The 19,235-nt window shown below is 69.3% G+C and carries 20 protein-coding genes and 1 tRNA gene; 10 read left to right on the top strand and 11 right to left on the bottom strand.

Annotation, left to right across the window (positions count from 1 at the left end; all coding sequences use genetic code 11):
- Positions 1-11 precede the first annotated feature (11 nt).
- Both ACWDZ7_RS21000 and ACWDZ7_RS20995 read right to left on the bottom strand, forming a co-directional pair.
- Positions 12-1,814, bottom strand: coding sequence for a protein kinase domain-containing protein (locus ACWDZ7_RS21000; RefSeq protein WP_451798806.1), 1,803 nt, complete (start codon positions 1,812-1,814; stop codon positions 12-14).
- 49 nt (positions 1,815-1,863) lie between these two features.
- Positions 1,864-2,412 carry a helix-turn-helix domain-containing protein gene (locus ACWDZ7_RS20995; RefSeq protein ID WP_055563954.1) on the bottom strand — a complete coding sequence of 183 codons (549 nt, stop codon included), beginning with the start codon at positions 2,410-2,412 and terminating at the stop codon, positions 1,864-1,866.
- Positions 2,413-2,595: 183 nt separating this feature from the next.
- On the opposite strand from ACWDZ7_RS20995, the gene ACWDZ7_RS20990 reads away from it, so the two are divergent.
- Positions 2,596-2,668, top strand: a tRNA-Ala gene (locus tag ACWDZ7_RS20990).
- A gap of 194 nt (positions 2,669-2,862) precedes the next feature.
- Here the strand turns inward: ACWDZ7_RS20990 and ACWDZ7_RS20985 are convergent.
- The 5 genes from ACWDZ7_RS20985 to ACWDZ7_RS20965 form a co-directional block, all read right to left on the bottom strand.
- Positions 2,863-3,774 carry an urease accessory protein UreD gene (locus ACWDZ7_RS20985; protein ID WP_451798805.1) on the bottom strand — a complete coding sequence of 304 codons (912 nt, stop codon included), beginning with the start codon at positions 3,772-3,774 and terminating at the stop codon, positions 2,863-2,865.
- A complete protein-coding gene (ureG, locus tag ACWDZ7_RS20980; RefSeq protein ID WP_451798804.1) occupies positions 3,771-4,466 on the bottom strand; it encodes an urease accessory protein UreG in 696 nt (231 codons plus the stop codon). The genes ACWDZ7_RS20985 and ureG overlap by 4 nt, the downstream gene beginning before the upstream one ends.
- A 26-nt stretch (positions 4,467-4,492) precedes the next feature.
- Entirely contained in the window at positions 4,493-5,167 is a 675-nt protein-coding gene (locus tag ACWDZ7_RS20975) for an urease accessory protein UreF (protein ID WP_451798802.1), read from the bottom strand.
- A gap of 166 nt (positions 5,168-5,333) precedes the next feature.
- Positions 5,334-7,349, bottom strand: coding sequence for an urease subunit alpha (gene ureC / locus ACWDZ7_RS20970; protein WP_451798801.1), 2,016 nt, complete (start codon positions 7,347-7,349; stop codon positions 5,334-5,336).
- Entirely contained in the window at positions 7,346-8,134 is a 789-nt protein-coding gene (locus ACWDZ7_RS20965) for an urease subunit gamma (protein ID WP_451798800.1), read from the bottom strand. Before ACWDZ7_RS20965 ends, ureC begins: the two co-directional genes overlap by 4 nt.
- A gap of 400 nt (positions 8,135-8,534) precedes the next feature.
- Between ACWDZ7_RS20965 and ACWDZ7_RS20960 the strand changes: the two genes are divergently transcribed.
- Positions 8,535-8,939 (top strand): hypothetical protein, encoded by a 405-nt coding sequence (locus ACWDZ7_RS20960; RefSeq protein ID WP_451798798.1) that lies wholly within the window; start codon positions 8,535-8,537, stop codon positions 8,937-8,939.
- A 13-nt stretch (positions 8,940-8,952) separates the two neighbouring features.
- On the opposite strand, the gene ACWDZ7_RS20955 is transcribed toward ACWDZ7_RS20960, so the two are convergent.
- The 3 genes from ACWDZ7_RS20955 to ACWDZ7_RS20945 form a co-directional block, all read right to left on the bottom strand.
- Positions 8,953-9,597: a response regulator transcription factor gene (locus ACWDZ7_RS20955; protein WP_451798796.1), complete on the bottom strand. Its 645-nt coding sequence runs from the start codon at positions 9,595-9,597 to the stop codon at positions 8,953-8,955.
- Positions 9,561-10,883, bottom strand: a complete 1,323-nt coding sequence (locus tag ACWDZ7_RS20950) for a sensor histidine kinase (RefSeq protein WP_451798794.1) — start codon at positions 10,881-10,883, stop codon at positions 9,561-9,563. The genes ACWDZ7_RS20955 and ACWDZ7_RS20950 overlap by 37 nt, the downstream gene beginning before the upstream one ends.
- Positions 10,884-11,659: 776 nt before the next feature.
- Positions 11,660-12,364, bottom strand: coding sequence for a DUF5324 family protein (locus ACWDZ7_RS20945; protein ID WP_451798971.1), 705 nt, complete (start codon positions 12,362-12,364; stop codon positions 11,660-11,662).
- Positions 12,365-12,664: 300 nt separating this feature from the next.
- Between ACWDZ7_RS20945 and ACWDZ7_RS20940 the strand changes: the two genes are divergently transcribed.
- Complete coding sequence (locus ACWDZ7_RS20940) at positions 12,665-13,198, top strand: peptidylprolyl isomerase (RefSeq protein ID WP_451798792.1); 534 nt, start codon at positions 12,665-12,667, stop codon at positions 13,196-13,198.
- Between the two features lie 124 nt (positions 13,199-13,322).
- Positions 13,323-14,219, top strand: a complete 897-nt coding sequence (locus ACWDZ7_RS20935; protein WP_451798791.1) for a rhomboid family intramembrane serine protease — start codon at positions 13,323-13,325, stop codon at positions 14,217-14,219.
- 239 nt (positions 14,220-14,458) lie between these two features.
- Here ACWDZ7_RS20935 and crgA read toward each other — a convergent pair whose 3' ends face one another.
- Complete coding sequence (gene crgA, locus ACWDZ7_RS20930; protein WP_451798789.1) at positions 14,459-14,737, bottom strand: cell division protein CrgA; 279 nt, start codon at positions 14,735-14,737, stop codon at positions 14,459-14,461.
- 139 nt (positions 14,738-14,876) lie between these two features.
- Here crgA and ACWDZ7_RS20925 point away from each other — a divergent pair, with 139 nt between their 5' ends.
- Genes ACWDZ7_RS20925 through ACWDZ7_RS20900 form a run of 6 tightly spaced genes read left to right on the top strand, consistent with a single transcriptional unit; the run spans position 14,877 to position 19,216 of the window.
- On the top strand, positions 14,877-15,647 hold the full coding sequence (locus tag ACWDZ7_RS20925) for a DUF881 domain-containing protein (protein ID WP_451519317.1): 771 nt from the start codon (positions 14,877-14,879) through the stop codon (positions 15,645-15,647).
- Between the two features lie 31 nt (positions 15,648-15,678).
- A complete protein-coding gene (locus tag ACWDZ7_RS20920; protein WP_451798969.1) occupies positions 15,679-16,341 on the top strand; it encodes a class E sortase in 663 nt (220 codons plus the stop codon).
- A 54-nt stretch (positions 16,342-16,395) separates the two neighbouring features.
- Positions 16,396-16,557: a hypothetical protein gene (locus ACWDZ7_RS20915; protein ID WP_107097924.1), complete on the top strand. Its 162-nt coding sequence runs from the start codon at positions 16,396-16,398 to the stop codon at positions 16,555-16,557.
- Positions 16,554-17,213: an aminodeoxychorismate/anthranilate synthase component II gene (locus ACWDZ7_RS20910; RefSeq protein ID WP_451798788.1), complete on the top strand. Its 660-nt coding sequence runs from the start codon at positions 16,554-16,556 to the stop codon at positions 17,211-17,213. The genes ACWDZ7_RS20915 and ACWDZ7_RS20910 overlap by 4 nt, the downstream gene beginning before the upstream one ends.
- On the top strand, positions 17,210-18,454 hold the full coding sequence (locus tag ACWDZ7_RS20905; RefSeq protein WP_451798786.1) for a class E sortase: 1,245 nt from the start codon (positions 17,210-17,212) through the stop codon (positions 18,452-18,454). Before ACWDZ7_RS20910 ends, ACWDZ7_RS20905 begins: the two co-directional genes overlap by 4 nt.
- Positions 18,455-18,478: 24 nt before the next feature.
- The gene (locus ACWDZ7_RS20900) at positions 18,479-19,216 is read left to right on the top strand and encodes a class E sortase (protein WP_451798784.1); all 738 of its coding nucleotides are present in this window, start codon (positions 18,479-18,481) and stop codon (positions 19,214-19,216) included.
- Positions 19,217-19,235 lie beyond the last annotated feature (19 nt).

Below are 19,235 nucleotides of genomic sequence, written 5' to 3'. Positions count from 1 at the left end.
TGCCTCGATGGTCAGAGCTGAGTGAGTGCCCAGACGCCGACCGCGAGGCAGACCAGCGCGACGAGCAGCATCGGTACAGCCACCTTCGCGGGCGGGCCCGGCCGCCGCTTCTGCGGGCCTGGGAAGGCCGGGGCCTGAGGATGGGGGATTGCCGCGTTCGGATGTGGAACCTGAGGGGCGTGAGCGGTGTATCGATAGGTAGGAGCGTGGGCGTGGTGCACCGCGGACGTCACGGTCTGTGCGGGGTGAGGGGCCGGGATCTGGTGGGGGGAGGACACATGCGTGGGCTCGGGCGCGGGTGCCCGCAGGGGCAGGGACAGGGGCAGAGGTGTAGGGGGAGTGGATGGATGGGGTGGCTGCATGGGCGGAGGCAGCAGGAAGCTGCCGGTCTCCGAGCTGAGGGCAGGGGCTGGGGGCTGCGTCGGGTCAGATGCCGGGGGCTCGGGGCCGTGGCCGCTCGGGCGTGGAGGCAGGGGTATGCCGTTGGGGCTGTGGCTGCTCGGGCGTGGAGGCAGGGGTATGCCGTTGGGGCTGTGGCTGCTCGGGCGTGGAGGCAGGGGTATGCCGTTGGGGCTGTGGCCGCTCGGGCGTGGAGGCAGGGGTATGCCGTTGGGGCTGTGGCCGCTCGGGCCTGGAGACACGGGTATGCCCTCGGGGCCCTGGCCACTCGGGCCAAGAGACAGAGCTACGTGCCCGGGGTCGTAGGCGCTCGGCCTTGGGGACGGGGGTATGCGGTCGGGGCCCTGGCTGCTCGTCGCTGGAGGCAGGGGTTCCTGCCCGGGGCCCTGGCCGCTCGTCGCTGGAGACGGAGCTACGTGCCCGGGATCGTAGGCGCTCGGCCTTGGAGGCAGGGGGCCGTGCCCGGGGTCAGGGACGCTCGCCCCCGGAGGCAAAGGCACGTGCCCGGACGCCACCTCCGGGTGGGATGTGGAGGGGAGAGGGCCGGCGGGGCCGTAGCCGATGGGGAGCGGGGGGAGTTGGTCGAAGATCTCGACGAGCTCGTCGTCGGGGCCGGGCTCGGGCAGCATCTCGGCGGCGCAGGCCAGCGCCTTGCGCGCACCGGTGGCGGTGCGGAAGCGCGTCTGCGGATCGGGCTGGAGCAGGGTGGCGATGACCTGCCAGAGGGGCTCCGGCATGCCTCGTGGGGCGCAGGGAGTGCCGTGCTCGGCGAAGCGTTCGATCAGCGCCTTGGCGTCCGGCTTGGCGCCCTCCAGGAGATACAGGGCGACGAGGCCCACGGCGAAGAGGTCGCCGGTGAAGTCCGGCTCGGCGCCGAGCATCTGCTCGGGGGCGAAGTAGCCGGGCGTGCCCACCACATAGTCGGTCTCGGTCAGCCGGGGCTCGCCCTTGCGCATCGATATGCCGAAGTCGGACAGGCGCAGATGCGGGCGTCCGGCGCCGGTGGCTTCGAGCAGGATGTTGGCCGGTTTGATGTCGCGGTGGATGACGCCCTCGGCGTGGACGGCCGCGAGACCGGAGAGGAGCTGGTCGAGGAGCGTGCAGGTGAAGGGGGGCGGCAGCGGGCCGTAGTCCCCGATGACATGCGCCAGCGAGCCGCCGGCGACGAGGTCCATGGTGAACAGGACCTTGTCGTCGTCGGCGGCCCAGCTGGCGGGCGCGAGTACATGGGGGTGGTCGATACGCAGGGCCTGTTCCCGCACGAACCTCAACAGGGCGTGTGCGTCGCTCTGCTGAAGGACTTTGGCAGCCACATACCGGCGCCGACGGTGGTCCCAGGCGCGCCAGACCGCTCCGACTCCCCCGTGTCCGATCGGGTCGACCAGTTCGTACCGGCCGGCGAAGACCTCACCCATGGTCGCGCCCCGCTCCCCTCCCCGGCCGTAAGGCGGCCCGGTCGACGGCTCAGCTCTGGTGCGCCTCGTAGTGGGCGACCGCGTCCGCGGTGCGCCCGGCGCCGTACACCCGGAGGAACTCTGCCAGCTCCGGGTGGGTGGGGGCGAGGGAGTCCGCGGCATCGATGATGTCGCCGGCCGCCGCGACGGAGCGCAGCAGGGACTGGATCTCGCGGACCACGCGCTTGACGGTGGGCGCGCCCGAACTCGTCGCGGTCTGTGAGGTGTTGGTGAGCACGGAGCCGCCCTGGGACTTCTTGATCTCGTCCATGCGGTCGGTGGCCTCGGCGGCGCTCACGCTGCCGTCGGCGACCTGGCCCGCCAGTTCCTGGAGGAGCTGGACGCGCTGGACGACCGCCGGGTTGCCGATCTTGGCGCGCTGACCGCTCATCAGCTGGGACAGCATGGGCGCGGACAGGCCGAGGACTCCGGCGAGGCGCGCCTGGTTCAGACCCAGATCATCGATGAGGCGACGGAAGAGCGCCCCCAGCGGCTCCCCGTACCAGTTCCGCTGGAGCTCTCGTGCTCTCGCGGTGGTGTCTTGTTGTGCGGCGTCCATTGCGTCTCCCCATCGCTTCCCCTAAGACCGTGGTTCGCTGCCGCGAACCACGTCGTGCATCTTACGGAGAGTGGTCGTCGACCGGGACCCCCAATCCTTTTGCGAGATCCGGGGGGAGACCCGGTACTCTGGGGTGCGATGCACGCCGGGGAGGTGATTCCCCCGGTCCGACGCATCGTTACCGGGGCCTTAGCTCAGTTGGTAGAGCGCTGTCTTTGCATGGCAGATGTCAGGGGTTCGACTCCCCTAGGCTCCACTTGTAGACGCCCTCTGAACTGCGGAAACGTGGTTTCGGAGGGCGTTTTTTATGCCCACCGGTGGGTGCGGCGGTGCCCATCGGTTGAGGGTGCGGCGGTGCCCACCGGGTGCGCTGGACTCCTTGGTCTCCGTGGCGTGTGGTTTCCGTGGCGTGTGCGCGGAGCTGCTCATGCTGCTCGGGGGCGATCCCGGCTACATGTTCCGGATGTGTTCGAGGGCTGTGTCCAGGAGCTGGCCCACGTGGTGGAGGGTGTGGGCGGTGGCGGTGGCCAGGTAGGCAGGGTGCCGGGCGAGCGGGGTGAGGACGACGTGGCCCTGCTCGGGATCGTCGCCGATGAGGACCGGCGGGTGTTCGGTGGTGAGGTGGGGGTCCACGACGAGGAGTTGGCCGGTGGCGCGGTGTCCGCCCAGTACGGCGGGGCCGTCCCATGCCGGTGCCGTTCCGCCGTAGGCGGTCTGCTGGTCGAGGACGGGGCGGCCGCCCCGATTCACGGTCAGGCGGGTGGTGAGGTGGCCGGGAGGCTCGGGGACGCGGCCGAGGAGCTGTTCTTCGCGCAGGATGACGGCGGCGGTGGGTGCGAGGGCGACGGTGCAGGTCTGGTGGAGGGTGCTGTTCTGGGCGCTGATGAGGGGTTTCGGGAGCCACGTCAGCATGGCGTGGTCGGCGACGGTGAGACGTACGTCGTAGGTGGCGAGGGCGGCGGTGGCGCCGGGCAGCGCGATGGTGGAGGCCGCCGTGGACACCTCCAGCTTGGCGTGTTCCTCGGCGGTGACGTCGAGGGCGAGTCGGTCTCCGCCGAGCGGTGCGCACATGGAGCTGATCACGCTGACCCGGGCCCACTCGCCGTGGGACCGCGTCTGGTGCAGGTGGAAGGGGCCGCTGTTGCGCAGGCGCGGGACGGTGGTGGCGGAGCCGTCGTATGTCGCTCTGATGAAGGCGGTGGCCTTGACTCCGGAGAGTTCGGGGTCCGTCGCGTGCACCCACTCGACGGCGGGTGCCTCGTCTGTCCGCCCGCTGTCAGTCCCGCTTCCTTCGGCGACCGGCGTCGGCGTGGGGTGTTCCGCCGTGGGTGCCGGTCGCGTACGGGGTGCGGTGGCTGTCATACGGCGGCCTCGGCACGCCAGGCGGACAGGCATCCCTCGACCCAGTCGGCGATCGGCTGGATGCCGTCGTCCGAGGCCAGGCTGGTGAAGACGACGGGGAGGTCGCCGCGCTGCTTGTTCGCGTCGGCGGCCATGGTGTCCAGGTCCGCGCCGACGTACGGGGCGAGGTCGGTCTTGTTGATGACGAGGAGGTCGGCGGTGGTGATGCCGGGGCCGCCCTTGCGGGGGATGTCGTCACCGCTGGAGACGTCGATGACGAACACCTGGTTGTCGGCAAGGCCCTTGGAGAAGGTGGCGGTGAGGTTGTCGCCGCCGGACTCGATGAGGATCAGATCCAGTGGGGGCAGTGTCTCCTCCAGCTGTTCGACGGCTTCGAGGTTGGCGGAGATGTCGTCGCGGATCGCGGTGTGCGGGCAGGCGCCGGTCTCGACGGCGATGATGCGCTCCGGCGGCAGCACGGCTTCGCGGCGCAGGAACTCGGCGTCCTCGCGGGTGTAGATGTCGTTGGTGACGACCGCGATGGACAGCCGGTCGCGCAGGGCGCGGCACAGTGCGGCGACGGTGGCGGTCTTGCCGGATCCGACGGGTCCGCCGAGGCCGATACGCAGGGCGCGGCGGCTGCCGTCGGGGCGCAGTGCCTCGGCGCTGGGGGTGTGGTGGTGCGGCAGGGTCGTGGCGTGGTCGAGGTGCATGGCGTTCTCCGGACGGTATGGGGGGGTCAGGAGGCGAAGAGCCGCATGGACCAGGCGGCGTGCTGTTCGCCGGTGATGTCAAGGAGCGGCGAGGACGCGGCGGGCAGGACTCCGACACCGTCGGTGGCGAGCTGCGCTGCCGCCTCGGCGGCGGTGCGTGCGACGTCGTCGAGTTCGCCGGTGAGCCGGGCCAGCAGGGCGGTCGCGTCGAACGGGTCGAGGCTCAGCAGCCGCACCGCCGCCGTCGCCGGGCCGCCGATGCTCTCGTACGCGGCGCACTGGGCGGCATCCGACGGGCTCAGGCCTGCGGCGCGGGCGGCGACGCCCAGGACCACGGGCTGGTGTGCGCCCTGCGGCAGGCGGTGGGCGATCCGGTCGAGCTCGGGGCAGGGCCAGGCGGCGCGGGCGGCACGCAGCATCTGCCGGCCGAGCTTGCGGGCGACCTGCCGCAGTGCTGGTACGGGGGTACGCGCGTCTGCGGCCTCGTCCAGCGCCATCGGGTCGTATTCGGTGGCGGCCGCGGCGGCGAGCCCGGCCGCGGTCAGCCCGGCGGTGTGCAGGCGGCCCCGGCAGAACGCCTCCAGGCTTGGGGCGTCGTGGACGCCGTGCGAGGCGACCGCGGCCTCCACACCGCCGGAGTGGGCGTGCCCACCGGCGGGGAAACGGCCGTCGGCCAGGACGAGCAGGGCGGCATGGCTCATGGGAACGGTGGCCTGCCTTTCGCGGGTACGGGGTTCAGGAGGAGGGGCTTCCCCGGGGCAGCGGGCCCGGCGGCGGTGTGCCGCCAGGCCCGACGCCGGGCTCGGACGCCGGGCTCGGACGCCGGGCTCGGACGCCGGGCTCGCACGCCGGGCTCGCACGCCGGGCTCAGAAGAGGAAGTACCGCTGCGCCAGCGGGAGTTCTGTCTCGTACAGCTCTCTATTGGGCGGCTGGCCCGGTTCGAACATCTGCTTGTCCTGCGGGTTCGTCGGGTCCTCCGGGTAGTCCTCCAGCACGGTGGGGATGTCCATGGTCGATCCCCTTCCCGCTCCCGGGGGCGTGCCCGGGGGCTTGTCCGGGGGCACGTTCGGGGACGTGAGCGAGCCGATGGTGACGTTGAAGGCATCGCCGCCGATCCTGATCTCTGGCGACTCGGAGTTGAGCTTCATGTGGCTCTTGGCAATGCCGCGGGTGGAGGTGATCTCCTTCACCCCCTTGGTCAGCCCGTACTCCGTCTTGATGTCGACGGCATCATCGTGGTCCACCACGAAGTTGAAGGAGTTGCCTCCCGGGGCCCGGCCGCATGCTCCCCACACCGGGCGGGGCAGGTACGGCTGCGGTGTCGGGATCGACGCGTTGGCGTCACCGAGCTGCGCGTAGGCGATCTGTCCGCCCTTGATGATCACGTGCGGCTTGACGCCGAAGAACTTCGGCTCCCACAGCACCAGGTCCGCCACCTTCTCCGTCTCGACGGAGCCGACATGCTTGTCGATGCCATGGGCGATGGCGGGGTTGATCGTGTACTTGGCGATGTAGCGCCTGACGCGGAAGTTGTCCGAGTCCTGGTCGTCCGGCGGTTCCTGGCATCCGGCCTCCGGCTGGAGGGGCCCGCGGCGGCCCTTCATGACGTGTGCGGTCTGCCAGGTCCGCATGATCATCTCGCCGATACGCCCCATGGCCTGCGAATCGGAGGACATCATCGAGATGGCGCCGGTGTCGTGCAGCCAGTCCTCGGCGGCCATGGTGGAGGGCCGGATCCGAGAGTCGGCGTATTTCCTGTCCGCGTCGACTTTGAGGTTGAGGTGATGGCAGATGACCATCATGTACATGTGCTCGGCGACGGTGTTCTTCGTCAGGGGCCGGGTCGGGTTGGTCGACGCGGGCAGCACACTTTCGTAGCCCTTGCCCACCAGTTTCATGATGTCCGGTGCGTGGCCGCCACCGGCGCCTTCGACATGGAAGACGTGAATGCCTCGGGGTACGCCGGTGGGGGTGGGGGGACTCTTGGTGGCATCGTAGGTGTCCTCGACGAACCCGGACTCGTTCATCGAGTCGGCGTGCAGGGCGACTTGGGCGCCCCCGTAGGTCGCGCAGACCTCCAGCGCCTTGTCGATGGCCGCGGGGGTGGCTCCCCAGTCCTCGTGGATCTTGATGCCGATGGCGCCGGCGAGAAGCTGGTGCTTCAGCGCGTCTTCGTTCACCGTGCCGCCTTTGCCGAACAGCCCGATGTTGACCGGATAGGCGTCCAGTGCCTCGAACGTCCGCCGGATGTGCCATTCGCCGGGCGTCATGGTGGTGGCCCTGCTGCCTTCCGCGGGGCCGGTACCGCCGCCGATGAGCGTGGTCACTCCCGACGCGAGTGCCTCGTGGACCTGGCCGGGGCCCAGGAAGTGGACATGGGTGTCGATGCCGCCCGCGGTCAGGATCCGCCCGTTGCCGGAGATCACCTCGGTCTCCGGTCCCACTACGAAGTTCGAGGCACGCGTGTTGGCCGGGTCCTGCTCCATCGGCGACATCGTTTCCGGGTTGTGGGCCTGGCCGATCGCCTTGATCTTTCCGCCCCGCAGACCGACGTCGGCCTTCACCACACCCCAGTAGTCAATGATCAACGCACCGGTGATCACCGTGTCCATCGGCTCGTGTGTGGTGTCGCACCTCGGGAAGTGCGACATGCCCATCGACTCGCGGATGACCTTGCCGCCGCCGAAGAGCATCTCGTCGCCGCTGCGGCCGTCCCCGCCGCACCAGTCCTGATCGATCCTGATGATGAGGTTGGTGTCGGCGAGCCTGATCCGGTCACCGGCCGTCGGGCCGTACAACGTGGCGTAGTCGCTCCGTTGCAGCGGCCCCGGAGAGCTTGGTGAAGCTGCGCTCCTTGGAGCCTGCCGGGAGATACTGCTCATCGGGACACATCCGGATCGAGTGGGGACCCGGCCGGAGCACTCGCGGACTTGCCCGCTCGAAGGCCCTTCACCAACTTCGCTCCCTGGATGGGCACCACCCACACCGGACAGTCGACACCGGGGTCGATCCGCTCCGACGTACCGGCTGGAATGTGCAGCCGCTTCCCCCTCACGTTGGCCTCTTGGGTGCACCCCTGGTCAACAAAGAAGCGGAGTTTCTCGTTGACGTCGGCCAAGTGGAAGTGGGAGCCGACCTGGACGGGGCGGTCCGCGGTGTTCTTCGCCCACAGGGGTTCCACCGGCAGGGGGTTGCCTTGCTGGTCCGTGTTGTACACCACCGCGTGCTGATCGTGGTCCGGGAGAAGCTCGTGCTTGCCCGGGTAGTCCCTCATGGCAGGCTCGGCCTTGAGTGGCTCCGGGATGGTCACCAGCTTCGTTCCGTCCTTGAACGTCGCCTCGACCTGCACATCGCCGATCATCTCCCGGACGCCCGGCATGATCTTGAGAGTCGGATTGCCCGCCGGCGAGGTGGGCAAGGTGACGTTGGTGCCGAGTTTGGTGAGGCGGTCCTGGAGCTGCTTCGCCACATCGCTCAGATTGGTATCCATGAGCTCGGCGACCGTCTTCTTGTCGTGCCGGGCCTCTTCGAGGACATAGGCCGAGAACAACGCCATGACTTCCGGATAGTTCAGTGCGAGTCCGGGATCCCGAGTGAGGCGTCGCTCGACCAGATCCGCCGTGACACGGATCATGAGCCGTTCCTGCTCATGCAGGGTCAGATGCACGCGGTGTCTCCTTCCTGTGATTCGAGGTGACATGCGGCGCGGACGCACGAGGAGAACCGCTGCGGTCGCCGCACCCTTGCCCAACGACCGCGACAGAGATGGAAACGGAGCTATTACTTCCGTTCATGCCATCGGGCGAACCACGGTGATGCGGGGGCAGTGGCGGCCGGCCTCCACGACCTCGCGGCCGTCGTGCGGCAGGCCTGACCGGTAGGCGGGGCGGCAGTCGGCAGGCCTGACCAGTACGCGGGGCGGCAGCCGGCAGGCCTGACCGGTACGCGCGGCGAAAGGGTGATCATTGCACCGGTCGTCTCCAGGGGGCGGTACCAGTCGCCGATGAAGGAGCACGGGTGCCCACGCGTTCGCCCGGGCACGTACTCCTGATCGGCAAAGAGGAACCATGACCGTCAAAGCACAGCGCGCTGTAGGCATCGCGGCCCCGCTCGTCCTGGTGCTGGCCGCCCTGGCCGCACCGGCGCACGCCGCCGACGAACCCCGCCACGGTGGGTCGAACTGCCAGGCCATCGACTCCCACGCCCCCAACAAGCACGAGGAGCACACCGTCGCCATCTCCGATGGCCACGCCTACGCCGGCGCGTGGGACAAGAAGGCCAAGAACATCGTGTGGCAGAAGCTGTCCGACAACGAGGGCTACCCCACGCGGGCCTGCGACATCACCCTCAGCGAGCAGGGACGGAACGTCTGGATCAAGGCCATCACCACCGACGGCCACGTGTACGAGACGTCGTGCACCAGCCCCGGCAAGAAGCTCATCTGCGAAAAGGGCTGGACCCGCCTCCACTGACGGCGGAGGGTGGTCACTGCTCCAGGTAGGTGAGGACAGCCAGTACGCGGCGGTTGTCGCCGTCGGCCGGCAGCAGGCCCAGCTTGGTGAAGATGCTGCTGATGTGCTTGGCGACGGCCTTCTCCGAGATGAAGAGGCCCTGCGCTATGCCCGCGTTGGACCGTCCTTGGGCCAGCCACTCCAGGACCTCGCGCTCGCGGCCGGAGAGGCTGGCCACGTTCTTGTCCCGCTCCTTGCGCATCAGGAGCTGGGTGATCACCTCGGGGTCCATCGCGGTGCCTCCCTCGGCGACGCGACGGATGGCGTCCAGGAACTGCGTTCCGTTGGTCACCCGGTCTTTCAGCATGTAGCCGACCCCGCGGCCACCGCTGCTCAGCAACTCGCGTGCGTACAGCGGCTCGACGTACTGGGAGAGGAGCAGGACGGGCAGGCCGGGCGTCTCGCGCCGGGCGGCCAGGACCGCTCGTAGGCCCTCGTCGGTGAAGTTCGGCGGCAGCCGGACGTCCACGACGGCCACGTCGGGCCGTTCCTTGGTGAGGGACTTCAGGAGGTCTGTTCCGTTGTCCACCGCGGCCACGATCTCGTGGCCGTATGCCTCAAGGAGGCGGACCAGCCCGTCTCTCAGAAGGAAGTGGTCTTCGGCGAGGACAATACGCACGGGAGCTCCATCGTCACCATCGTCGGGCCGTTGGCGGGACTGTTCACGGCCAACACCCCGTCGAATGTGGCGAGCCGTCGCTCGATGCCGCGCAGACCGGTGCCACGGCTGGCGTCCGCACCGCCCTGTCCGTCGTCGGTGACGGTGAGGCGCAGCATTCCGTGATCGTAACGGATGTCGATCCAGGCCCGGCCGGCGTGCGCGTGCTTGGTGACGTTGGTGAGGATCTCCGAGACCGCGAAGTACGCGGCCGACTCGACCGGCATCTCGGGTCGGCCCGGCAGGTCGACCGTGACCTCGGTGGTGACCGGGCAGACCATGGCCAGGGCCCGTACGGCGTCGGCGAGTCCGCGGTCGGCGAGCACCGGCGGGTGGATGCCGCGTACCAGGTTGCGCAGTTCCTCCAGCGCCTTGGAGGACGACTGGCGGGCCTCGATCAGCAGGGCGCGCACGGCCTCGGGGTTGGTGTCCAGGAGGTGTTCCGCGGCGTCCAGGGTCATACCCATCGCCACGAGGCGGGCCTGGGCGCCGTCGTGCAGGTCGCGTTCGATGCGGCGGATCTCGGTCATCTGGGTGTCGACCGCGTTCGAGCGGGTCGCGGCGAGGTGCTCGATACGTCTGGCCATCAGTTCGTTCTCGCTCGGGGCGAGCATCGAGCGGGTGTAGAGGGCGTGCTTACGGACGGCTCGCGGTGCCGCCCACAGGGCCAGCGGCAGTTGCAGCGCGCCGAGGACGCCGGCGAGTACGGCGGTGACCGGGCCCTCGATGGGGATGAACTGGTACCAGAGGCCGTCCCACTCCACGGAGAGGGGGACGCCGAAGAAGGCGAGGCCGATGCCCCAGACGCCGCTGAGGACCAGCGCGATCGGGAAGAAGGCGAGGAAGGCGCCGGCGAGGGGGTCGGCGAGGACCCAGACGAACTCGCGCCGGGTCTGGGGGTCGTTCATGATCCAGCGGTAGCGGGCGACGGCGCCGGAGGCGCCCGCGGGCACGGGAGGCAGCGGTCCCGGCGGGCCCGGAATGTGCACGCCGGACCAGCGGGCGGCCAGTTCGCGCCGCCGGGTGCCCAGGTTGCGTACGCCTTCCATGGCGCGCGGCACCATGCCGAGGCCCGGCCCTACGAGGGTGATCGCCGAGGAGACGGCCAGGGAGCGGCCCAGGGCCGCGAACGCGGTCCAGCACAGGGTCATCGCACGCCGTAGGCCCACTATCCCGGCCGCGACGGAGAATCCCTTGATCACGTCCGGCGGGCGGGTCTCCGCCAGCTGCATCGTGCTGTGCTCCATCGGGTTCGTTCCTCTCTCTGGTGCCATTCGCATCCCTTGGCCGAAGTGGCCGCGTCCTCATTGTGGCGGCGGGCAGGCACAGAAATCGGTGGTACTAACTCCCCTATTCCGCGGCGGGTTGGGCGCCGACGAAGAGCGACAGGGTGTCCGCGACCCGCTCGTTCGGGTGGGGCGGGTCGATGGGCAGATGGGCGCGCCCGTCCTGGTGACCGCCAGCACGGCGGTCACCGCGGCCGGGCCGCGCTCCAGGCAGAGCGCCACGAGGCGCCGGAGCTCGTTTGCCCGACGGTGCTCGTCGCGCGGCTCCGGTTCCTCGGTGAACTGGAGGAACAGATCCCATCTGGCTGTGCCGCCCGGCATCGGCTCCTGCCGCACTGAGAGCTCCGCGCCCGCGTCCGCGTGGGTCCGCGCAGCCGCCCCAGCTCCCCGGCCTTCCGCGGATTGATGAAGGGGTCGGCGCGGAAGCAGTGCCCGGTCTTCGGCACCAGGTCGAGGAAGACCCGCTCAAGGGGCAGGCCGAGGGCCTTGCAGACGCCGATCCACGGCAGCCGGTTGACGTTGTGCGGCAGTACGAGGGACAGACGATCGGCGACGTCATACCGGCAACAGTCAGCGGAGGCGTTGACGACCCGGTGACGGTGGACTGACTGTTCTCACCGGCTGTTCTCACCGACCTGTTCTACGGGCGGCGACGGTTTCACGTGAAACACCGTGGGGCGGGAAACCGGATGGTCTCCCGCCCCACGGCGTTGTCGTCGCTGCGCGCGGCCTGCGGGTCAGCCCTGCTTGTGCCGGTCCGCCGCCGCCTCCGCCTCGGCCTGCTTGGCCTGGACCTCGGGGTCGAGGGCCGCCTGGTCACTGCCGTCGACCGTGGTCAGCGGCGTGGTGTCCGGGACCTCGGTGGCCGCGGGCGGCTCGACCAGCCAGTCGGGGTTGGCCTGCTTGTCCCACCACTTCCAGGCGGCGATGGCACCACCCGCGAGAATGCCGAGGACGGCGATCCTCTTGGCGATGCGGCCGTTCCTGGCGCGGCGCTCGTGCTTGCGTACCAGGCGCTGGATCTCCTTGGCCGAGACCTGGCCGCGCAGCGCGGCGAGGGCCGCCGTGCTGCGGGACGTGGCCTCCTCGCGGACGGGCTGCGCGGCGGCCACCGCGTACTCGATGCGGGGCTTGGAGTACTCGGCGGCCTGTCGGGCCGCCTTGCGCGTGCGGGCGGCCGCCTCGTGGGCGGCGTGGTCGACCTTCGGCGGCACGTGCGTACGCGCCTGCTCGACGCGGGGGGCGACGTGGGCGCCGTACTGGACACGGGCCTGTTCGGCGGCCTGCGACACCTTGGGCGCCAGCCGCGCACGCGCCTCATGGGCGTACTGGGTGGCTCGCTCCTTGGCCGTGTCGGCGTATGGCGCCACCGCGTCCGCGGCGTGCCGCACGCTGTCCTTGGCCGAGCCGGTCGCGGCGCGCACGCTGTCCTTGCGGGTCACGTGATCCTCCTCCTCGGTGGCGTATACGTATGTCACCTTTCCACCCTTTCAAGGATCATGCCTTCTGGATGCCTGTTGGATACCTTCTGGATCGCTCCCAGGTATGAGACGGCGGGCATCCGGCGCAAGGGGAAGGTGATCGATCGGTTCGTTCCGTTCAATTCGATCGATTCGGTGCGAGAAGAGCTCTTCGCCGACAATGCCACGGATCGCTTGGGCGCGCGCCCACTCGGTGGCTACTCGTCCCAATCCGGTCCGTGCGAGGATCGGGGTGTCACAGAGGACAACGGAAGGCAGATCGTGGCTGAGCAGCTTTACGCCACCCTGAAGACCAACCAAGGCGACATCGAGGTGCGGCTGCTGCCGAATCACGCGCCGAAGACGGTCAAGAACTTTGTTGAACTCGCCCAGGGCGAGCGCGAGTGGGTTCACCCGCAGACCGGCAAGAAGACCAAGGACCGGCTCTACGACGGCACGGTCTTCCACCGGGTCATCAGCGGTTTCATGATCCAGGGCGGTGACCCGCTGGGCAACGGCACGGGCGGCCCGGGTTATGAGTTCGAGGACGAGTTCCACCCGGACCTCGCCTTCGACAGGCCGTACCTGCTGGCGATGGCCAACGCGGGCCCGGGTACCAACGGCTCGCAGTTCTTCGTGACTGTGTCACCGACCGCGTGGCTGACCCGCAAGCACACGATCTTCGGCGAGGTCGCCAACGACGCCGGCAAGAAGGTCGTGGACGCCATCGCGGGCGTCCAGACCAACCCGCGCACCGACCGCCCGGTCAACGACGTGGTCATCGAGTCCGTGGTCATCGAGACCCGCGACGCCTGATCAGCGCGTACCCGCGCGTATCCGCCCGGGAACCGAACCGCCCCGCCCATCCGTAAGGAAGGGCGGGGCGGCGCGTTGCCAAGCGTCCGTCGCAGTGCCTTCGTACGGAGATTGAGGGGATCCCATGGACCAGGTGCCAGGCAGCCCGCAGGAACCGCAGAGGATGTCGGGCCTGCCCGGCTGCTACCGACACCCGGACCGTGAGACCGGCATCACCTGCACCCGCTGCGAGCGCCCCATCTGCCCCGAGTGCATGATCAGCGCCTCGGTCGGCTTCCAGTGCCCGGAGTGCGTCCGCGAGGGCTCCGGTACGGGTCACGCGCCCGCGGCCAACCGGCCGCGCACGGTCGCGGGCGGCACGATCGCCGCGGACCCGCGGCTGGTCACCAAGATCCTGCTGGGGCTGAACGTCGCCCTGTTCATGGTGCAGCTGGCGGTCGGGGACCGCTTCACCGACCAGTACGACATGCTCGGGCGGGCCATCGTGCCGGAGCTCGGGTCGGTCGAGGGCGTCGCCGAGGGGCAGTGGTACCGCCTGGTCACGGCCATGTTCCTGCACGGCAGCATCATGCACATCGCCTTCAACATGCTGAGCCTGTGGTGGATCGGCGGCCCGCTCGAAGCGGCTCTCGGCCGGGTCCGCTACATCGCGCTGTACATGGCGTCGGGACTCGCGGGCAGCGCGCTGACCTATCTGCTCGCCGAGCCGAACCAGCCCTCGCTCGGAGCGTCCGGCGCCATCTTCGGTCTGTTCGGCGCGACCGCCATCCTGATGCGACGCCTGAACTACGACATGCGGCCGGTCATCGCCCTACTGGCGATCAACCTGCTCATCACCGCCTTCTGGCCCAACATCGCGTGGCAGGCGCACGTCGGCGGCCTCGTCGGCGGTGTCATCGTCGGCTACGCCATGGTGCACGCGCCCCGCGAGCGGCGGAACCTCATCCAGTACGGCAGCTGTGCGCTGGTGCTCGTCGCGACCGTGGTGATGGTCGTCGTCAGGACCGGGCAGCTCACGTGACGTGAGCACGGTTGTCCACAGCGTGTGCCCGATCTCGTGCACGCTGTGGGGAACAACCGTGCCCCTTGTCGCTGACCTGGGTTTCCCCAGGAAGGGCAAGGGGCGAGCGGTGGGGAGAGAACCGGTGCACCGGTCACACCGGCGTCAACCGGCGGAGAGTTATCCACAGATCTTCAGACCTTTTCCACTCATGTGGATAGCGCTGTGGATAACTCAGGGCAGGGCTTGCGCGCGGCGGCCTACTTCCACTGCGTGGAGACGCCGAATCCCGCCGCGATGAAGCCGAAGCCGACCACGATGTTCCAGTTTCCGAGCGGGTCGACCGGCAGCTTGCCGTCCGTGACGTAGAAAACGACGATCCAGGCGAGCCCGATGAGGAACATCGCCAGCATCACCGGAGCCACCCAGCTGCGGTTGGTCAGCTTGATGGCCGTCGCCTTCTTCGACGAGGACGCCGACGAGGACGACGGCGGCGGCGTGTAGTCGTCTGCCTTCTTGCGGATACGTGACTTCGGCACGAGGGTCTCTCCTGTCGATGCGCTGCGTGGCCGCGCAGGTAACGGGTCTGGCGCCGGGCGGGGCTCCACGGGAGCCGAGGCCTCCCCCGGGCGTCCGTTAGCGTAGTGCTTCCGCGGCGCTGAAGGAGATAAGGGTACGTTGAGCAATTCTGCCGACCCCCACAAAGGTGCCGGTCGTCGACCCCGATGGCGTCCGGTTCGAGTGCTTACGGGCGCCGTTTTCGCCCTCGCCGGCCTGATTTTCTTCACCAGTTTCAACACGGCCAAGGGCACCAACATCCGTACCGACGCCTCACTGCTGAAACTCTCCGACCTGATTCAGGAACGCAGCCACAAGAACGGCGCGCTCGACGAGTCCAACGGCTCCCTGCGCGACGACGTCGAGTCGCTCGCCCAGCGCGACAACGGCGGCACCAAGGCCGACGACGCCCGGCTCAAGGCCCTGGAGGAGAACGCCGGCACGAAGAAGCTGAGCGGCGAGGCCGTCACGGTCACCCTCGCCGACGCCCCGCCCGACGCCACGGCCAAGCTCCCCGGCTACCCCGAGCCCCAGCCGAACGACCTGGTCATCCACCAGCAGGATCTCCAAGCCGTGGTCAACGCCCTGTGGCAGGGCGGCGCCAAGGGCATCAAGGTCATGGACCAGCGACTCATCTCCACGAGCGCCGTGCGCTGCGTCGGCAACACCCTGATCCTCCAGGGCCGCGTCTACTCCCCGCCCTACAAGGTGACCGCCGTGGGTGACCCCGACAAGCTGACGAGCGCCCTCGTCGCGTCCCCCGAGATCCAGAACTACATGCTGTACGTCAACGCGTACGGCCTCGGCTGGAAAGTGGACGACGACGGGGCGGTGACTCTTCCCGGCTACTCGGGCACAGTGGATCTCCACTACGCGAAGCCCGTGAAATAGCCCGAGCAGCGTCCTGGGGGAGCCCGTGTCCGTGCGCGTGATGGTCAGGACGCTCAGCGAACTGTGCATCACCGTCGGCACGCTGATCGTGCTCTTCGTCGTGTACGTCCTGTTCTGGACCGGCGTGAAGGCCGACAGCGCCATGGACGGCCAGATCGACGAGCTCCAGGACCGGTGGGCGCGGGTCCCGCTCGACAGCTCCCCGAAGAAGCCCGCCCCTTACAAGGACGGCAGGTCGTTCGCCGTCATGTACATCCCGCGGTTCGGTTTCACGTGGAACAAGCCCGTGCTCCAGGGCACCGGCACCGACGTACTGAAGAAGGGCCTCGGCCACTACGCGTCCACCGCGCGGCTCGGGCAGAAGGGCAACTTCTCCGTGGCCGGCCACCGCCGCACCTACGGCGACCCCTTCAAGGACTTCCCGAGGCTGCGCCGCGGCGATGCCGTCGTCCTGACCGACGGCGCGACCTGGTTCACGTACCGCGTCCACAAGAAGCCCTACAGGACGCTCCCCGGCGACGTCGGCGTCATCGATCCCGTCCCGCGCAAGTCCGGCTTCCAGGGCCCGGGGCGTTACCTCACCCTTACGACGTGCGAACCGGAGTGGGGCCACAGCCACCGGCTGATCGTCTGGGCGCATCTGGATGCCACGCAGCCCGTGGAGGCCGGGAAACCGGAGGCACTGCGCCGTTAGTCTGGTGCCGTACGGCGAGAGAGGCCTGTTGCCGTACGCGACGGAAGGGACGGCATGTACGGCTGGATCTGGCGGCATCTGCCGGGAAACGCATGGGTAAGGGCGCTGATTTCGCTGGTGCTCGTCTTCGCGGTGGTCTATGTGCTGTTCCAGTACGTCTTCCCGTGGGCCGAGCCGCTGCTCCCCTTCAACGACGTCACCGTGGACGGCCAGTGAGCACCCCCGGCGGCGCCCGCCGCACCCGCGTCCTGGTCGTGGACAACTACGACAGCTTCGTCTTCAACCTCGTCCAGTACCTGTACCAGCTGGGCGCCGAATGCGAGGTGCTGCGCAACGACGAGGTCGAGCTGCGGCACGCGCAGGACGGCTTCGACGGCGTCCTGCTCTCGCCCGGCCCCGGCACCCCGGAGCAGGCGGGCGTCTGCGTCGAGATGGTGCGGCACTGCGCCACGACCGGCGTGCCCGTCTTCGGGGTCTGCCTCGGCATGCAGTCGATGGCGGTGGCGTACGGCGGCGTGGTGGATCGCGCCCCGGAGCTTCTGCACGGCAAGACCTCGCTCGTACGCCATGAGGGCACGGGCGTCTTCACGGGCCTGCCGTCGCCGTTCACCGCGACCCGCTACCACTCCCTGGCCGCCGAGCCCGCCACGGTCCCGGCCGACCTCGAGGTCACCGCGCGCACGGAGGACGGGATCATCATGGGCCTGCGCCACCGTGAACTTCCGGTCGAGGGCGTGCAGTTCCACCCCGAGTCCGTGCTGACCGAGCACGGCCACCTCATGCTCGCCAACTGGCTGGTGGAGTGCGGCGACACCGGAGCCGTCGAGCGATCGACCGGGCTCGCCCCGGTGGTGGGCAGGGCCACGGCGTGACGGCCTTGCGCCCCGAGCACGACTCCTCCGGAGTCCCGTACGACGCGCAGGGCGCGGCGGGCGGGGACGGGACCGGTCACGCGCTCGGGGACGCCGGTGCCTTGGAGGAGGCGGTCGATCACCTCACCGACCCGCTGAACGATCCGCTGCCGGGACAGCACCCCTCTCCGTGGTTCCGCAGCTCGTCGCCGGAGCCGCCGCGGCCGGCGCCCGCGCGGGAGGCCCCTGAGCCCCAGGGACACGCCCGCGACTGGTACGGCGGCCAAGTGCCGCGGCAAGGGACGCCTGAACCCACGTACGAGCAGCTGTACGGCGCGTACGCCCCCGAACCGACCGCGTACGCCCCCGATCCCATAGCCGGCGCCCGGCGCGCGGCCGATCCGCAGCCCGCTCGCCCCGCTGATCACCCCACCGAGGGCCTCACCGAGGGCCGCGCCGCCCGCCGCAGGGCCGCCAAGGGCAAGCAGACCGCCCGGGTCAAGAAGGGCGCCCCACGCCCCGCACAGCCCCGGCCGGGCGCCGCCCCCCTCTCCCGCGTCGAGGCCCGCCGCGCCGAGCGTGCCCGCAGGCCCTCGCCCGGCGCGGTGATCAGCCGGGGGCTCGGTGAAGTCTTCATCACGGTGGGCGTGTTGATGCTGCTGTTCGTCACGTACCAGCTGTGGTGGACGAACATCCGTGCCCAGCAGCAGGCGGACGGCGCCGCCCACGACCTCCAGGAGGACTGGGCGAAGGGCAAGGGCAAGCCGGACGCCTTCGAGCCGGGCCAGGGCTTCGCGCTCCTGCACATCCCCAAGCTGGACGTCGTCGTGCCGGTCGCCGAGGGCATCGACAAGCAGAAGGTGCTCGACCGCGGCATGGTCGGCCACTACAACGAGGGCGCCACCAAGACGGCGATGCCGGACGCCGAGAAGGGCAACTTCGCGGTGGCGGGCCACCGCAACACCCACGGCGAGCCCTTCCGCTACATCAACCGCCTGGAGCCGGGCGACCCGATCGTCGTGGAGACGCAGGACAAGTACTTCGTCTACAAGATGGCGAGCATCCTGCCGCAGACGAGCCCCGGCAACATCGGCGTGATCGGCCCGGTCCCGCCGGGCTCCGGCTTCACGAAACCCGGCCGCTACATCACACTGACCACTTGCACCCCGGAATTCACGAGTAAGTATCGAATGATCGTCTGGGGCAAGATGGCCGAGGAACGGCCGCGCAGCAAGGGCAAGCCGAGCGTGCTCGTCAACTAGAAGTGTGAGAACGGGGCAGAACCAGTGGCAGCCACGACCGAAGACGACGAGAAGCAGGTCGAGACACCCGCTCCCTCGCCCGCACCACGACGCCGGGGCCGCGGCCCCATCGCCACGGCGGTCAGCGTCTTCGGCGAACTCCTCATCACCGCCGGCCTCGTCCTCGGTCTCTTCGTCGCCTACTCCCTGTGGTGGACGAACGTCGTCGCCGACCGCGAGGCGCACAAACAGGGCGACCGGGTGCGCGACCACTGGGCGGCCGGCCCGGGCAGCGTCGACACCAAGGGCGGCATCGGCTTCCTCCACGTACCCGCGATGGGCAACGGCGAGATCCTGGTCAAGCCGGGCACGGACAGCAAGCACCTCAACAACGGCATCGCGGGCTACTACAAGAAACCGATCAAGTCGGCCCTCCCCCAGGACAAGAAGGGCAACTTCACGCTGGCCGCGCACCGCGACGGGCACGGCGCGAAGTTCCACAAGATCGACAAGATCAAGAAGGGCGACGCGATCGTCTTCGAGTCGCGGGACAAGTGGTACGTCTACAAGGTGTACGAGACGCTGCCGTCGACCTCGAAGTACAACGTGAAGGTACTGGACCCCATCCCGAAGGAATCGGGCGCGAAGAAGCCGGGCCGCTACATCACGCTGACGACCTGCACGCCCGTCTACACCTCCACCTACCGCTACGTCGTGTGGGGCAAGCTGGAGCGGGTCGAGAAGGTCGACAGCGAGAGGACGCCGCCGGCGGAGCTGAAGTGACCTCCGGCTCGTGACAGTA

Source organism: Streptomyces sp. NPDC003032 (genome assembly GCF_053591415.1).
The sequence above is the reverse complement of the archived record's forward strand: the minus strand, read 5'-3'. Positions and strand labels throughout refer to the sequence as shown.